This window comes from Janthinobacterium sp. PC23-8 (assembly GCF_002250505.1).
GTDB lineage: Bacteria > Pseudomonadota > Gammaproteobacteria > Burkholderiales > Burkholderiaceae_D > Janthinobacterium.
Genome location: NZ_NJGY01000003.1, coordinates 582,679 through 598,100 on the forward strand (window position 1 = coordinate 582,679; position 15,422 = coordinate 598,100).

At 61.1% G+C, this 15,422-nt stretch carries 14 protein-coding genes; 9 read left to right on the top strand and 5 right to left on the bottom strand.

All coding sequences use genetic code 11. The features are described from left to right. The first annotated feature begins 22 nt into the window (after positions 1 to 22). From rplT to CD932_RS22205, 7 genes are all read left to right on the top strand, one after another. Entirely contained in the window at positions 23 to 382 is a 360-nt protein-coding gene (gene rplT, locus CD932_RS22175; protein WP_010399214.1) for a 50S ribosomal protein L20, read from the top strand. 148 nt (positions 383 to 530) lie between these two features. Then, positions 531 to 1,547, top strand: a complete 1,017-nt coding sequence (gene pheS, locus CD932_RS22180) for a phenylalanine--tRNA ligase subunit alpha (RefSeq protein WP_094444942.1) — start codon at positions 531 to 533, stop codon at positions 1,545 to 1,547. 79 nt (positions 1,548 to 1,626) lie between these two features. After that, complete coding sequence (pheT, locus tag CD932_RS22185; RefSeq protein WP_094444943.1) at positions 1,627 to 4,053, top strand: phenylalanine--tRNA ligase subunit beta; 2,427 nt, start codon at positions 1,627 to 1,629, stop codon at positions 4,051 to 4,053. Positions 4,054 to 4,239: 186 nt separating this feature from the next. Continuing rightward, a complete protein-coding gene (locus tag CD932_RS22190) occupies positions 4,240 to 4,587 on the top strand; it encodes an integration host factor subunit alpha (RefSeq protein ID WP_010399205.1) in 348 nt (115 codons plus the stop codon). Positions 4,588 to 4,597: 10 nt separating this feature from the next. Next, positions 4,598 to 5,023, top strand: a complete 426-nt coding sequence (locus CD932_RS22195) for a MerR family transcriptional regulator (RefSeq protein WP_094444944.1) — start codon at positions 4,598 to 4,600, stop codon at positions 5,021 to 5,023. 189 nt (positions 5,024 to 5,212) lie between these two features. Then, positions 5,213 to 5,845, top strand: a complete 633-nt coding sequence (locus CD932_RS22200) for a response regulator transcription factor (RefSeq protein WP_065309215.1) — start codon at positions 5,213 to 5,215, stop codon at positions 5,843 to 5,845. Positions 5,846 to 5,990: 145 nt separating this feature from the next. Further along, positions 5,991 to 7,394, top strand: coding sequence for a CHASE3 domain-containing protein (locus tag CD932_RS22205; protein ID WP_094444945.1), 1,404 nt, complete (start codon positions 5,991 to 5,993; stop codon positions 7,392 to 7,394). Between the two features lie 86 nt (positions 7,395 to 7,480). On the opposite strand, the gene CD932_RS22210 is transcribed toward CD932_RS22205, so the two are convergent. Beyond that, the gene (locus CD932_RS22210; RefSeq protein ID WP_094445326.1) at positions 7,481 to 8,233 is read right to left on the bottom strand and encodes a Crp/Fnr family transcriptional regulator; all 753 of its coding nucleotides are present in this window, start codon (positions 8,231 to 8,233) and stop codon (positions 7,481 to 7,483) included. A gap of 449 nt (positions 8,234 to 8,682) precedes the next feature. On the opposite strand from CD932_RS22210, the gene CD932_RS22215 reads away from it, so the two are divergent. After that, on the top strand, positions 8,683 to 10,371 hold the full coding sequence (locus tag CD932_RS22215; protein WP_094445327.1) for a peptide chain release factor 3: 1,689 nt from the start codon (positions 8,683 to 8,685) through the stop codon (positions 10,369 to 10,371). Between the two features lie 19 nt (positions 10,372 to 10,390). On the opposite strand, the gene CD932_RS22220 is transcribed toward CD932_RS22215, so the two are convergent. Next, positions 10,391 to 12,286 carry a bifunctional diguanylate cyclase/phosphodiesterase gene (locus tag CD932_RS22220; protein ID WP_094444946.1) on the bottom strand — a complete coding sequence of 632 codons (1,896 nt, stop codon included), beginning with the start codon at positions 12,284 to 12,286 and terminating at the stop codon, positions 10,391 to 10,393. Between the two features lie 368 nt (positions 12,287 to 12,654). Here CD932_RS22220 and rnk point away from each other — a divergent pair, with 368 nt between their 5' ends. Further along, positions 12,655 to 13,062 (top strand): nucleoside diphosphate kinase regulator, encoded by a 408-nt coding sequence (gene rnk / locus CD932_RS22225; RefSeq protein WP_094444947.1) that lies wholly within the window; start codon positions 12,655 to 12,657, stop codon positions 13,060 to 13,062. A 4-nt stretch (positions 13,063 to 13,066) separates the two neighbouring features. Here the strand turns inward: rnk and CD932_RS22230 are convergent, their stop codons facing one another. The 3 genes from CD932_RS22230 to CD932_RS22240 all read right to left on the bottom strand — a co-directional run bounded on the left by CD932_RS22230 (position 13,067) and on the right by CD932_RS22240 (position 15,361). Next, complete coding sequence (locus CD932_RS22230; protein WP_254926714.1) at positions 13,067 to 14,095, bottom strand: transporter; 1,029 nt, start codon at positions 14,093 to 14,095, stop codon at positions 13,067 to 13,069. 113 nt (positions 14,096 to 14,208) lie between these two features. Next, entirely contained in the window at positions 14,209 to 14,928 is a 720-nt protein-coding gene (locus tag CD932_RS29540; RefSeq protein ID WP_254926715.1) for a YXWGXW repeat-containing protein, read from the bottom strand. Between the two features lie 181 nt (positions 14,929 to 15,109). After that, positions 15,110 to 15,361: a hypothetical protein gene (locus tag CD932_RS22240; RefSeq protein ID WP_094444948.1), complete on the bottom strand. Its 252-nt coding sequence runs from the start codon at positions 15,359 to 15,361 to the stop codon at positions 15,110 to 15,112. Between the last annotated feature and the right edge of the window lie 61 nt (positions 15,362 to 15,422).

The following is a 15,422-nucleotide window of genomic DNA, read 5'->3' on the forward strand; positions in this document are numbered from 1 at the left end:
ACACTCAATATAAGGAGTTACTATGCCTAGAGTAAAACGTGGGGTTACAGCTCGTGCCCGTCATAAAAAGATTCTTGTTCAAGCTAAAGGCTACCGTGGTCGCCGCAGCCGTGTATACCGTGTTGCCAAGCAAGCAGTCATGCGCGCTGGCCAATACGCTTACCGCGATCGCCGCAACAAGAAACGCGTTTTCCGCCGCCTGTGGATCGCCCGTATCAACGCCGCTTCCCGTGAGCATGGCGTGACGTACAGCGTATTCATGAACGGTCTGAAAAAAGCAAATATCGAACTGGACCGTAAAGTCCTGGCCGATATGGCTGTGATGGACAAGCCGGCATTCGCTGCGATTGTCAACGCAGTCAAGGCAAAAATCGCTGCGTAAGCACGGTCATTGCACAACGTCATCCGCAGGGTGACGTTATAAAGAGCGGGGCAGGGGTGTACAACCACCTTGTGCCCCGTTTCCGTTTTTGATTGTTGGGTTCTGAATTACCAAATCCAGGATAGATTTCCAAAACAGGAAAAGCCGCATGAACTCCCTAGAAGAACTCGTCGTCTCGGCCCAGGCTGACTTTATCGCCGCTGCAGACGCTGCCGCACTTGAAAACGCCAAGGCCCGCTACCTGGGCAAGACTGGCCAGATTACCGAAATGATGAAGGGCCTGGGCAAGCTCGACCCGGACGCGCGCAAGGCGCAAGGCGCCCTGATCAATGCCGTCAAAGTGCGGATCGAAGACGCGCTGACCGCGCGCCGTGATGCCCTGGCCGATGCACAAATGCAAGGCCGTTTGAACGCCGAAGCGATCGACGTCACCATGCCAGGGCGTGGCCGCATGCCGGGCGGCATCCATCCGGTGATGCGCAGCTGGGAGCGGGTCGAGGAAATCTTCCGCTCCATCGGTTTCGACGTGGCCGACGGCCCCGAGATCGAAAATGACTGGACCAATTTCACGGCGCTCAACAGCCCTGAAAATCATCCGGCCCGTTCCATGCAAGACACGTTTTATATCGATGGTAACGACACCGACGGCAAGCCGCTGCTGCTGCGCACGCACACCAGCCCGATGCAGGTGCGCTATGCGCGCACGCATACGCCGCCGATCAAGGTCATCGCGCCGGGCCGCACCTACCGCGTCGACAGCGACGCCACCCATTCGCCGATGTTCCACCAGGTCGAAGGCCTGTGGATCGCCGAAGACATCAGCTTTGCCGACCTGAAGGGCGTGTACCTGAACTTCGTCAAGGCTTTCTTTGAAACCGACGACCTGCAAGTGCGTTTTCGCCCCTCGTATTTCCCGTTTACGGAACCGTCGGCCGAGATCGACATCGCTTTCGGTTCGGGCCCGTTGAAAGGCCGCTGGCTGGAAGTGTCGGGCGCCGGCCAGGTGCATCCGACCGTGGTGAAGAACTTCGGCCTGGACCCTGAGAAATTCATCGGCTTTGCTTTCGGCTCCGGCCTGGAACGCCTGACGATGCTGCGTTACGGCATCAACGACCTGCGCCTGTTCTATGAAGGCGATTTAAGGTTCCTGAAGCAATTCAATTAAGCGTTGTTCCGTATGATTCATGGTGCTTGAGCGCCGCTTGCGCTCGCGCCGTGAGCTTTGACCCTTTGAAGGCTTGATTATGCAATTTTCCGAAAACTGGCTCCGTACCATGGTCGATCCGAAGATGACTTCGGACGAACTGGCCCATCTGTTGACCATGTCCGGTCTGGAAGTCGAGGACGTCGATCCTGTCGCGCCTCCGTTCTCGAACGTGGTGGTGGGCCTGGTCCTGGAGATGGAGAAACATCCGAACGCCGACCGCCTGAACGTGTGCAAGGTCGATGTCGGCACCGGCACCATGCTCACCATCGTCTGCGGCGCGCCCAATGTGCGCCCGGGCCTGCGCGTGGTGTGCGCCAAGGCCGGCGCCGTGCTGCCGCCGGGCGTCGACGGCAAGCCGTTTGAAATCAAGGTTGGCCAGCTGCGTGGCGTCGAGTCGCAGGGCATGCTGTGCTCGGCGCGCGAGCTGAAATTGTCCGAAGAAAACGCTGGCTTGATGGAACTGCCGGACGACGCGCCGGTCGGCCAGAACTTCCGCGATTACTATGCCTTGAACGATTTGAAATTCACCATCAAGCTCACTCCCAACAAGGCGGACTGCCTGTCGGTGCTGGGCGTGGCGCGCGAAGTGTCGGCGCTGACCGGTGTGCCCCTGAATGCACCCCAGTTCAGTGTCGTTCCCGTATCGAGTGACGAAGTGCTGCCCGTCACAGTGAGCGCACCCGACCTGTGCGGCCGTTTCACGGGCCGCGTGATCCGTGGACTCAATGCAAAAGCCGCCACGCCGGACTGGATGAAGCAGCGCCTCGAGCGCAGCGGCCAGCGTCCGCTGTCGGCCCTGGTCGATATCTCGAACTACGTGATGCTGGAACTGGGCCGCCCGAGCCACGTGTTTGACCTGGCCAAGATCCACGGCAGCCTCGATATCCGCTGGGGCAAGGCTGGCGAATCCGTCAAGCTGTTGAACGGCAGCACGGTGGCCGTCGACGACTGGATCGGCGTGATCGCCGACGAGCAGGAAATCGAGTCGCTGGCCGGCATCATGGGCGGCGACGCCAGTTCCGTGTCGGACGATACCGACAGCATCTACCTGGAAGCGGCGTTCTGGTGGCCGAACGCGATTCAAGGCCGCGCGCGCCGTTTGAATTTTTCGACCGATGCCGCGCACCGTTTCGAGCGCGGCGTCGATTTTGCCACTACGGTCGAGCATATCGAACGCATCACGGCGTTGATCGTGGAAATTTGCGGCACGCCCGCCACCACCGTCGGCCCGGTCGACGACCATGTGGTCAACCTGCCGCAACGCAGCCCGGTGGCCATGCGGACGGCGCGCGCGCAAAAAGTGATCGGCGTGCCGCTCAACGATGACGTGATCGCCGATATCTTCACGCGCCTGGCGCTGCCGTTCACGTTGCTTGATGGCGTGTTCTCCGTCACTTCGCCCAGCTACCGTTTCGATATCGAAATCGAGGAAGACCTGATCGAGGAAGTGGCGCGCGTGTATGGCTTTGAAAACATCCCGGCTTTGCCGCCGGTGGCCGCCAACGTGATGCAGATCGCACCGGAAAACACGCGTTCGTTGTTTGCCGTGCGCCATGAACTGGCCGACCTGGGCTTCCAGGAAGTTGTCAACATGAGCTTTGTCGACAGCGCCTGGGAGCGCGATTTCTCGGGTAATACCAATCCGATCAAATTGCAGAATCCGATTGCCAGCCAGATGAGCGTGATGCGCTCGTCCCTGATCGGCAGCCTGGTCGCCAATGTGCGCTACAACCTGAACCGCAAGACGGGCCGGGTGCGCATTTTTGAAGTGGGCGCCATTTACCAGCGCGACGAGGGGGTACTCAACGGCGCCCTGTCGGTGGCCGGTTACGCCCAGCCGAAACGGGTCGCGGCCATGGCTTATGGTCCGGTGGCCGACGAGCAGTGGGGCCAGCCGGCGCGCACGGTCGACTTCTTCGACGTGAAAGCGGACCTGGAAGCGCTGTTTGCGCCCCAGGTGCTGCGTTTTACCAAGGCAGAACACCCGGCGCTGCATCCGGGCCGTTCGGCCAACGTCGAACTCGATGGCAAGGTCATCGGCTTTATCGGCGAATTGCACCCGCGCTGGATGCAAAAGTATGATCTGCCGCAAGCACCGGTCTTGTTCGAAGTCGATGCCGAAGCCTTGACGCGGCGTGTGGTGCCGGTGTATGCGGAAATTTCGAAATTCCCCGGCGCCAGCCGCGACCTGGCGGTGCTCGTCAAGCAGACTGTGGCGGCGCAGGATCTGCTCGATACCCTGCATGCGGCGGCGCAGGCCAGCGCTGCGGCAAGGATCGTGCAAGCCATTGTTTTATTTGATGAATATCGCGGAAAAGGGCTGGAAATGGATGAAAAAAGCCTTGCTTTCCGGATTAGCTTGCAAGATACTCAAAATACCCTGCAAGACGATGTGGTTGACGGCCTGATGGCCGTGCTGATCGAGGCGGCAAAGCAGGGCCACGACGCGAAACTGCGTTCGTAATAGCGGTAAAAACAGCGGCAAACCGGGCCGGCGCGATGCGCTGGCCTGTTTGTCGTTCACTGATATTGTCCCGGGCATGCCATGCGGCGCGCGGGCGCACAGAAAAGGCAGGGCAGGAAAATTAATAATAGCGACGTTGATTCCGCCGTACTGCAGTCCGCACTGGCCGCTGATTTGCATCGGGCCATGCTGGTTGCCAAAGTGCGCCAGGAAGCGGAAAAAGATCTCCCCACCTTGACCAAGGCGGAACTGGCCGAACTGCTGTTCGAACAGGTCGGCCTGAACAAGCGCGAAGCAAAAGACATGGTCGAGACCTTCTTTGACGAGATCCGCAACGCGCTCGAGCGCGGCGAAGCTGTCAAGCTGTCCGGCTTCGGCAATTTCCAGTTGCGCGACAAGCCGCAGCGCCCCGGCCGTAACCCGAAGACCGGCGAAGAAATTCCCATCACGGCGCGCCGTGTGGTGACCTTCCATGCCAGCCAGAAGCTGAAAAGCATGGTCGAAGAGACCAGTCCGCTGGCCCGTGCTGCCTGAGTGAGTGGCGATGAACGAGCGCATCAGTAAGACCGAGTTGATCGCCTTGCCGCCGATACCGGCCAAGCGCTACTTCACGATCGGCGAGGTGAGCGAGCTGTGCGGTGTCAAGCCCCATGTGCTGCGCTATTGGGAGCAGGAATTCTCCCAGCTCAAGCCGGTAAAGCGGCGTGGCAACCGCCGCTATTATCAGCATCACGAGGTGCTGCTGATACGGCGCATCCGCGAGTTGCTGTACGAACAGGGCTTTACCATCAGCGGTGCGCGCAACAAGCTCGACATCCGTGGCGGCCTGCATGCCGCGTCCATGACCGATGCCGACACCGACAGTTCGGCGTTGCCGGCCATCGTGACGCCACCGACGGAAGCGCCGCTGGACCGCGACTGGCTGCGTGGTGAATTATTTGCGATACTTGCCTTGCTAAAACAAGACTAGGTCCAATATGGATGGGGGTGTTTGATAACGCTGTTTTTTTGACTAAAATGGTGTTATGCACGCCTTGTCAGGTGCGCCGTGCGCATTTTACTTATAATGTTCTAGTTGCGTTTTTGTTAGTGACGCTGAACCGGTGCCTGTAGATGCACCGGTAGTCTTTCCCAAGCCAGGAAAATTTAAGGGGAAACAATGATACGCGTTGCCATTTGTGATGATCACCAAATAGTACGAGCCGGATTCAAGCAGATTTTTTCATCGTCTGACGATTTTAATGTGGTGGCGGAAGCCGGTACCGGGCGCGAAGCGCTCGATATCGCCCGCCGCGAAATATGTGATGTGCTGCTGCTCGATATCGCCATGCCCGACCAGAGCGGCATCGATACCCTGCGCACGATCCGCCAGGGCCAGCCGGAATTGCCGGTGTTGATACTGAGCGGTTATCCGGCCCAGCAATACGCGCTGAACCTGTTCAAGATGGGCGCCAATGGCTATCTGAACAAGGAATGCGAGGCCGACGAACTGATGACGGCCGTGCGCACGGTGTACCAGGGCCGACGTTACGTCAGCTCGACCGTGGGCGAGTTGCTGGCACAGTCGTTCGACCGAGACACCAACGCGGCCTTGCACACGGAACTGTCGGACCGCGAGTTCCAGGTCTTCCTGCGCCTGGCGCGCGGCGCCACCGTGTCCGATATCGGCGTGGCGCTGTCGCTGAGTATCAAAACGGTCAGTACCTACCGCACCCGCATCATGGAAAAGATGGGCTTGCAATCGAATAGCGACCTCACGTACTACGCCATGAAAAACAATCTGCTCGACTGATCCCTGCAGGACAACTATGCCCGGTTGGTCTGTTTGCTTGCCCGCCGGCCAGATAGCGTGCGGAGCGGCACTTTGTAGCGGGGTTATAATTGGCCGGCGCTGGCGTTCTCTGCCGCGCTGAACCTTGCTAAGGACGCACATCAGGATGTATTTTTCCGTCGAACCGGCGCCGTCTCATCGCCTGCCCCTGTACAAGACCATCCTTTGTGTCACCTGCGCGTTGTTGCTGGTGCTCAATGGCTTCAGCCTGTCCCACAACCTCGAAACACTCAAGAGCACCAACGCCTTGCTGACGCAAAGCGCCAGGGTGGCCGACCGCCTGCAATATTTGAACGTGCTGGTGCTCGATGCGGAAAGCAGCTTGCGCGGCTATTTCATTTCCAATACCGATACCTATCTGGGGCCGTCGCGCACCGCCACCGCCGAAATCGATAGCGAATTGCGCGGCCTGGAAGCGTTATTGCAGGGTAGTCCCAGCCAGCTGAAAAACCTGGCCCAGCTCAAGACACTGATCCAGCGAAAAATGACGACACTCGATGAATCGATCAATGTCTACAAGCAGGGCGGCCTGTCCGATATCGTCAATATCGCCAGGGTCAGCGACGAGCGCGCCACCATGGATGAGATCCGCCTGCAGGTGGTGATCATGGTGCGCGAACAGAATGAGGCGCTGGCCGCCGGCAGCGCGGCGTTTTACCGCGAATACCAGAAAGCCGTGTTGCTGGGTATCGGTATCAACGGCGTGGCCATCTTCGTGCTGATCATGTTTTATCAACTGGTGCGGCGCAGTTTCCAGAACCGGGCGGCGGTCGAGTTCGCGCTGCAAAACGCCAACGACACCCTGGAGTCGACCGTTGTCAAGCGCACCGAACAGCTATCTGTCCTGTCGCGTCACTTGATCAGCGTCAATGAAGTGGAAAAGGCGCGGCTGGCGCGCGAATTGCATGATGAACTTGGCGCCAACCTGACCTCGATCAGCATGGACCTGGGCGCCGTCACCCAGCAGTTGGCGCATAGCCACCCCGAACTGGCGGCGCAACTGCGTCACGCCAAGGCCACCTTGCTCGAAACAGTGGAACTGAAGCGCCGCATCGTTGAAGACTTGCGCCCCAGCCTGCTCGACAATCTGGGCTTGTGCGCCGCCATCGAGAGCTATTGCGAGGATTTTGCGCGCATGAGTTCGGTGCGCTGCGATACCGATGTCGCCATCCATATCGACAACCGCGAAGCGACGCTGACGATCGCGCTGTTTCGCATCGTGCAGGAGTCGCTGACCAATATCCTGAAGTACGCCAGGGCGGGCACGGTCACGGTCAGCCTGAAGCGCAATGAAACGGGACTGGTACTGCGCGTCATCGATGACGGCGTCGGCATTACGGAAGACGCCTTGCTCAAGCCGATGTCGCACGGGCTGCTGGGCATGCGTGAGCGGGCCCTGCTGCTCGGTGGCAGCCTCACCGTCAAGCCCGGCCCGCAAGGCAAGGGCACGTGCGTCGAAGCGCTGATACCGTTGCCGTTGACGCCGGAACCGGATGACATCGTAGCCTGAGTTTCAAACCGGGGCCTGTAACAGAAAATGGCCGGGCATGCATGCATGCATGTCCGGCCATTTTTGCAAGCGCCAGGCGACGCTGATCAGCAGCGTGCGACGTCGCGCAGCAGGCGGTCGTATTCGGTCTTGGCAACCTTGTAGCACTCGCCGGCGTAGTCTTCCAGGCCGGCACGGTCCAGCACCGTGATATTGCCGCGGCGATAGTGGATCAGGCCTTCATCCTGCAGCTTGCCAGCGGCGGCCGTGATGCTTTCGCGGCGCACGCCCAGCATGATGGAGATCAGTTCCTGGGTCACTTTCAGTTCGTTCGATGGCGAGCGGTCCAGGCGATCCAGCAACCAGCGGCACAGCTTTTGTTCGATCGAGCTGTGACGGCCGCCAACGGCGTTCTGCGCCATCTGGGCGAACAGGGCGTTGGTATAGCGCATCAGCAGCTGGGGCAGGGCGCCGCCCTGGTTGAAGGCTACACGCAGGCTCTGCGTTTTCAGGCGGTAGCCGTAGCCGGCGCTTTGCACGACTGCCGTGCACATGGCACGCTCACCGGCCACCAGCGACACGCCGACCACACCTTCATGGCCGACCACCGCGATCTCGGTGGTGGCGCCGTCTTCCATTACGTACAGCAGCGACACGATGGCGGTGGTCGGGAAGTAAGTGTATTCCAGGCAGTTGCCGTAAGCATACAGTTCTTTACCGAAAGGTAGTTCGACCAGTTCCAGGTGCTCGAACAGCGATTCCAGTGCGGCGCGTGGCAGGGCGCCCAGCAATTCATTCTGCTGCGCACTGCTCAGGCTGATCCGCGACCCAAGCTTGATTTCGCGTCCGGTCGCAGACATGGCGTGTGGCAGCATCTGGTTCTTCTGGACCGGGGCGTTAAGTTGAGTTTGGTTCATTTTATTCCTCGCAGGCTTTTTACATCGGAGTGCGTCTGCTACAGCGGGTGGGTTTCTTTTACCACCGCGCAGTGCAGATCGCGATGTAGCTACTTTAAAGGCGTATGTAAGTGGCGAACATAAGATTAGCAGTCGCTACTTTGTAGTCTCATTTGAGGTGGCCTTGTAGTCCCAGTCCTACGACCGTTCTGTTGACCGCCATTCTTGCGACATCCGGCCCGAATTTGTGATAGCGGAAGCACTTGATTGACTCCGTGCAATATTGAAGCGAGCTGGGCAGAATTGCCCGGGATGCCACTTCGCTGTTGGCCGGAGTGGAACAGTTCACACGGAAGGGCGTTCCTTCTGTAAAATCGAGGGTTTTTTGCGAGGGCCATATCATGGTCACCAATATGGCCAACGAGAACGACAGCATTACCCCCGATTCCACCGCATTGCACGATGGCGCGGAGCCATCGACGGCGGCCGCAACGGGCAACAAGACGCCGGCCATGATCGCGCGCGAAGTGCGGCGCCGCCGCACGTTCGGCATCATTTCCCACCCCGACGCGGGTAAAACCACGCTGACGGAAAAACTGTTGCTGTTCTCGGGCGCGATCCAGATGGCCGGCACCGTCAAGGCCCGCAAATCGGGCCGCCATGCGACATCGGACTGGATGGAAATCGAAAAGCAGCGCGGCATTTCCGTCGCTTCCTCGGTGATGCAGTTCGAGTTTCGCGACCACGTCGTCAATCTGCTCGACACCCCCGGCCACCAGGACTTCTCGGAAGACACCTACCGCGTGCTGACCGCCGTCGATTCGGCGCTGATGGTGATCGATGCGGCCAAGGGCGTGGAAGCGCAGACGATCAAGCTGCTGGCCGTGTGCCGCATGCGCAATACGCCCATCGTCACCTTCATGAACAAGATGGACCGCGAGACGCGCGATCCGCTGGACCTGCTCGACGAACTCGAATCGGTGCTGAAGATCCAGTGCGCGCCCGTCACCTGGCCGATCGGCATGGGCAAGAACTTCCGCGGCGTGTATCACCTGCTGAACGACGAGATCATGCTGTTCAAGGCCGGCGAGGAAAAGGCCGACGGCGCTTTCGAGATCATCAAGGGCATCGACAATCCGCGCCTGCAGGAGATGTTCCCGCTCGAGATGGATCAGCTGCGCATGGAAGTGGAACTGGTGCATGGCGCTTCGAACCCGTTCAACCTGGAGCAATTCTTGTCCGGCGTGCAGACGCCTGTGTTCTTCGGTTCGGCCATCAACAACTTTGGCGTGCGCGAGATTTTGTCGGCGCTGGTCGACTGGGCGCCGGCGCCGCGCGAGCGCGATGCGACCGTGCGTTCGGTGGCGCCGTCCGAGCAGCCGTTTACCGGTTTCGTGTTCAAGATCCAGGCCAATATGGACCCGGCCCACCGCGACCGCATCGCCTTTTTGCGCGTGTGCTCTGGGCGCTTCGAGCGCGGCATGAAGGTCAAGCATTTGCGCCTGGGCCGCGAGATCAAGGTGTCGAACGTGGTGACCTTCATGGCCTCCTCGCGCGAACAGGTGGAAGAAGCGTATGCGGGCGACATCATCGGCCTGCCGAACCACGGCAACATGCAGATCGGCGACAGTTTTTCGGAAGGCGAGCTGCTGACCTTTACCGGCATTCCGTATTTTGCGCCGGACTTCTTCCGCTCGGTGCGCATCCGCAATCCGCTGAAAATCAAGCAGTTGCACAAGGGCTTGCAACAGCTGGGCGAAGAGGGTGCGGTGCAGGTCTTCAAGCCGGTGCAGGGCGGCGAGCTGGTGCTGGGCGCGGTCGGTGTGCTGCAGTTCGAAGTGGTGGCCAGCCGCCTGCTCAACGAATATGGCGTCGACGCCGTGTTCGAAGGCACCAGCATCAGCAGCGCGCGCTGGGTCAGCTGCGACGACAAGCGCATCTTGCAGGACTTCGAGAATGCGCTCGGCCACAATGTGGCCTACGATGCGGCCGGCAACATGGCCTACCTGGCCACTTCTGGCGTCAACTTGCGCCTGACCGAAGAGCGCTGGCCGAAGCTGACCTTCCACGCCACGCGCGAGCATTCGGCCAAGCTGGCCTGACGCTCCCTTGTGCAGGCCCTCAAGCCTGCAGTACCGCCGTCCTGCTGCTCCAGTCCCTGCGCTCGAGCAGCAGCGCCGTCAACTGCGCCGCCGTCATCGGGCGGGCGAAGAAAAAGCCCTGCACATTGTCGCAGCCGGCGCTGCGCAAAAATTCCACCTGCCGCATCGTCTCCACGCCTTCGGCCACCACTTTCAACTTCAGGCTGTGCGCCATGGCGATGATGGCCGTGACGATCGCTTCGCCTTCGCCGGGCAGGTCGTGCACGAAGCTGCGGTCGATCTTCAACTGGTCGATCGGCAGGCGTTTCAGGTAGGACATCGACGAGTAGCCGGTGCCGAAGTCGTCGATCGACAGGTGTATCCCGGTTTCCTGCAAGCGCCGCATCAGTTCCACGTTGGCCGGCACATCGTCCATCATGACGCCCTCGGTGATTTCCAGTTCCAGCAAGCCGCGCGGCAGCTGCGTTTCGTGCAGGATGGCGCGGATATCGTCCATCAGGCCCGGCTCGCGCACCTGGCTGGCCGACAGGTTGACGGCCACGTGTTCGAGCGAGTCGAGCAGGCCGGCCTTGCACCAGGTTGCCGCCTGGCGGCAGGCGGTCTGCAGCACCCAGCGCCCCAGTTCGACGATCACGCCGCTTTCCTCGGCCACCGGTATGAATTCGGCCGGGTTCATGGCGCCCATCTCGCGGCAGTTCCAGCGCAGCAGCGCTTCCACGCCGACCATGCGCCCACTGCGCAAATCGATCTGCGGCTGATAGTGCAGATACAGTTCCTCATCGTGCAGGGCGCGGCGCAGGTTCGCTTCCATGCGCAGGCGGCGTTGCGCGCGCAACTCCATCTCGGCCTTGAACACGGCGTAGCGGTTCTTGCCCTGGTGCTTGGCATGGTACATGGCGGTGTCGGCGTTGCGCGTCAGGGTCGCCACGTCGCGCGCGTCGAATGGGTACAGGCTCACGCCGATGCTGGCGCTGACGTGGAGCTGGTGGCCGTCCAGCGCGAACGGCTCGGCCAGCACGGCCAGGATCTTGCTCGCCACGCAGACCATCTCGGAGGCGTCATCGGCCGGTTCGACGATGACGACGAATTCATCGCCGCCGATGCGGCAGATCACGTCGGTGGTGCTCAGCACCGACACCAGGCGCCGCGCGACGAGCTTGAGCAAATGGTCGCCGCAATGGTGGCCCAGGGTGTCGTTGACGATCTTGAAGTTGTCCAGGTCCAGCAGCAGCAGGCCCACGCTGCTGTCCTGGCGGTCGGCACGCGCCAGCGCATAGGCCATCGCCTCGTTGAATTCGTGCCGGTTCGGCAGTTCGGTGACGGGATCGACATGCGCCAGGTAATGCAAATGATTTTCCGCCTGCTGCGCGGCGCGGCGCGTGCGTCGCACCATCAGCACGGCGACGCAGAACGCCAGCAGGCTGACCAGCGCCGTCCAGGCCGCGGACTGTAGCAGGCTGCGGTACAGCGGCGCCAGGCTGGCGCGCAGCAGCAGGGCGCCGCCGCCTGGCAGGCGCGCCAGCAGGGTGGCATGGCCGTCACGCCAGGCGACATGCATGCCGTGTAGTGGCGCTGCCGGTGCGTTATCGCTGCTGCTGCGGGCAAAGCGGGCAAAAGGCAGGCCGTCAGGGCTGTAGAGCAGCGCCTGTTTGATGGCCGGTGCCCCCGCCAGCGGTGCCAGCAACTGTTCGGCCGCCAGGCGGTCGTTGCGGCGCATGGCTTCGGCCACCGGCGTGGCCAGCATGGCCGCATGGATCTCCAGATTGCGCGTGAGCGCACCGCGCAGCGTATAAAACTGGAACAGCACCAGCATCATGCTGGTACACATCAGCAGCGCGGTGGCGGCCAGCAGGTTGAACCTGGCCACCTGGTCGCCGCGCATTGTCGCCGATGGCAGCGCCGCGCCTGCCATCATGTTATCCCTTATTCCTGGCGGCCTCATGCTGTTTGGCTCCGTGTCATCCTGCACTGCCATACTTTACGTTCCATTAATAAAGAATGCCAAATTGTAATCCTTTATGCTGCCGACCTGTGCTTTTTGTTGTCGACGCCGATTCTCAAAACCGGATTGAAACACACAGAAAAAAATTCTTGTTAGTCATGCCATATCGGGGCCGGGCTTGCGATTTTCATTCTTATTTCTTCGTAACTGCTTGATTTTAACGGGAGCCGGCGAACCCTCTGGCCTGGCCCGGCAAGTTCGTCCATAATCGCGCTGATAAAGACGGTCTTTGTCGCCGCGTCCAACCGGCAACCGTTTTTATATTCAACAGCGAGGATATCTTGGAAAAAAAACCGAAAATCATTTTGTCGTCCCGGGACCTGGAGCGACTGGAAGCATTGTTATACGCCTTGGGAAATAATTTGTCGCCCGACAAAGCCGCCTTGCTCGAAGAGCTCGGCCGCGCCGACGTGCTCGAGCCGCAGGAAATTCCGCCCACCGTGGTGACCATGAATTCGACTGTCCGCTTCACGGTCGAGAACAAGCAGGAATTTCGCCTGACCCTGGTCTATCCCAAAGACGTCGATGGCCAGCCGGACCGCATTTCGGTGCTGGCCCCGGTCGGCAGTGCGCTGCTGGGGCTGTCGGTCGGCGACAGCATGGCGTGGCCGATGCCCGGTGGCGTGGTCAATGTCACCATCGAGGAGCTGCTGTACCAGCCCGAGCGGGCAGGCGAGTTCCACCGTTGATCCCCTAGCTGTTTTTCTGCCTCCGCACCACCAGCCATCCGGCCACCACCGTAAATGTGACGATGATCGCAACGATGATGGCAAAGCCGTGCGGGTGCTGTGCCAGCGGGATGCCGCCGACGTTCATGCCCAGCATGCCGGCGATGATATTGATCGGCAGGGCCAGCACGGTGACGATGGTCAGCACATACAGGCTGCGGCTGTTCTCCTCGTTCAGGCTGGCGGCGATCTCTTCCTGCAGCAGCTTGATGCGTTCCTGCAGCGACGACATGTCGCTCAGCACTACTGAAAACTCCTCGGTCGACTGGCGCAGTTCCAGGCTGTCGAGTTCCTGCACCCATGAGGGCGGGCGCTGCAGCAGGCGGAACAGGGCTGCCGGTTCCGGCGCCAGCAGGCGTTGCAAGCGTACCAGCACGCGCCGCATGGCGCCCAGGTCTTCGCGCTTGGGCACCAGGCGCCCGGCCAGCAGATGGTCTTCGATATCGTCGACTTTGGCCACGGCGTCGCGCACGATATTGACCAGCACGTCGGCCTGGTCGCGCAGCAGGTGCACCAGCAATTCCACCGACGAGCGTATCGGTTCGCGATTCTTGATCACGGCCTGGCGCAGCCGTTCGATCGACTGCAGCGGCGCGCGGCGCGCCGTGATCACCAGGTCCTGCGCCACGCTGGCCCACATGGTGGAGATATCGGACGCCTCGAAACTGAAATTGTGCACCACATCGTTGACCACCGCGATCAGGGTATTTTCCGCCTGCTCGATGCGCGTCGAGCGTGAACCCTGGTGCAGCGTTTCATAGAACTCGTCGGCCAGGCGCGTGTGCGCATGCAGCCACTTTTCGCTGGCCGCGTGCGACAGGTTGAAATGCAACCAGACGAATTCGTCCGGCTGGCGTGCCGCGCCGGGCGCCAGCCAGGCGAGCGCCGCGTCCGAGTCCAGCGCCAGCGGCTGTGACTGGCGGCCAAACAGGAAGCCCCAGACCAGGCCCGAGGTGTCCGAACCATAGGTAAAGCCGGCATTTTCCATCGCCATTGTATATATGTCCCGCGCAGGTTATTGATCGTCGCGCGATTGTATTACATTTATGTGGCCGGATAATGACAAGGCCCGCGCATGCGCTGGCCCTGTCGGCCAAGTTTCAGGCATCAATAGCGGCGCGGATCGTTGGGGCGGTGGTCATCGCGGTTCGGTACGCCGTCATGGTCGTTGTCGCGGCCCGGGCCGCGGTCCCGGTCCCGGTCCCTGCCATTGTGGTTGTCATAGCGGTTCGGGATGCCGTCGTGGTCACGGTCGCCGTTCGGGCCGCGTGGCGACCAGCGCGCTTCCTCCAGGCGCCAGCGGCCATCGCGCTGGGTCCAGGCGGGCGCCGCATACACATAGCCGGGGCGTTCGGCGATCCATACGCCCGGGTTCCAGGCGTAGCGCTGGGCGCGCCATTCCCAGTGGCCGGGCGCCCAGACATAGCCGTTGCGTGGATGCGGAATGGCTTCGCGGCGCGGTGGCGGCGGCGCGATGCGGATCTCTTCATACGCCACCGGCTGCGCCACCGTGACCCAGCCGCCGCGGTTCAAACGCCAGCGGTTGTTTTCCTGTATCCATTCGGCGCGGCGGTACTGGTTGCCGCTGCGTTCGCGCAGCCATTCGCCGTTGTACCAGACATGGCGCTGGCCGTCCCAGTTCCAGTAACCTGGCGCCCAGACATAGCCGCGGCGCGGTGGCGGCACGCTTTCGAAGCGTGGCGGCGGAGGGGCGTTGCCGACCACGATGCTCACGCCGAGCTGGTTTTGCGCCATCGCTTGCGCGGGCAGGAAGGCGGCGCTGCTGATGGCGAGCATGGCTGCTGCATAGAAGGTAATGGGTTTCATGTCTGGCTCCATTTCGGTGATTGCGTGAAATGGACTATAGCGATTTGCCGGCGGCGTTTGCGCCTTTGAATTAACTTATTACAACTGACACAATGCTGTACGGCGGTGTATCTGCGGCGATACCGGCGCATGGCCTGGCGCGTGCGGGAGGGCGCCAGGCTCGATCATCGTCATGCGCCGCTCACAGCATGCCGGCGCTGCTGTTGTCCAGGCGGGCCTGTGCCTGCGCCTGGCGCTCTTCCAGCAGCGACAACTGCTTTTCCTGCGCCGTCAGGCGCCTGGCGGTGACGGTCACCACCGGCATGGCGGGGCTGGCCTGGGCGGTTTTTTCCGCCGGCGCGGCGGGCGACTGCAGGAAGCTGACGTAGCTGGCCGAGCAGGCGATGGCGACGGCGACGGTGAAAAGGGCTTCGAGGTTTTTCAGGGTTTTCATGATGCGTCCTTTCGGGTGGCGGGTGGGATTGGATGCACTTTAGCCAAGCGCATGGTGCGGC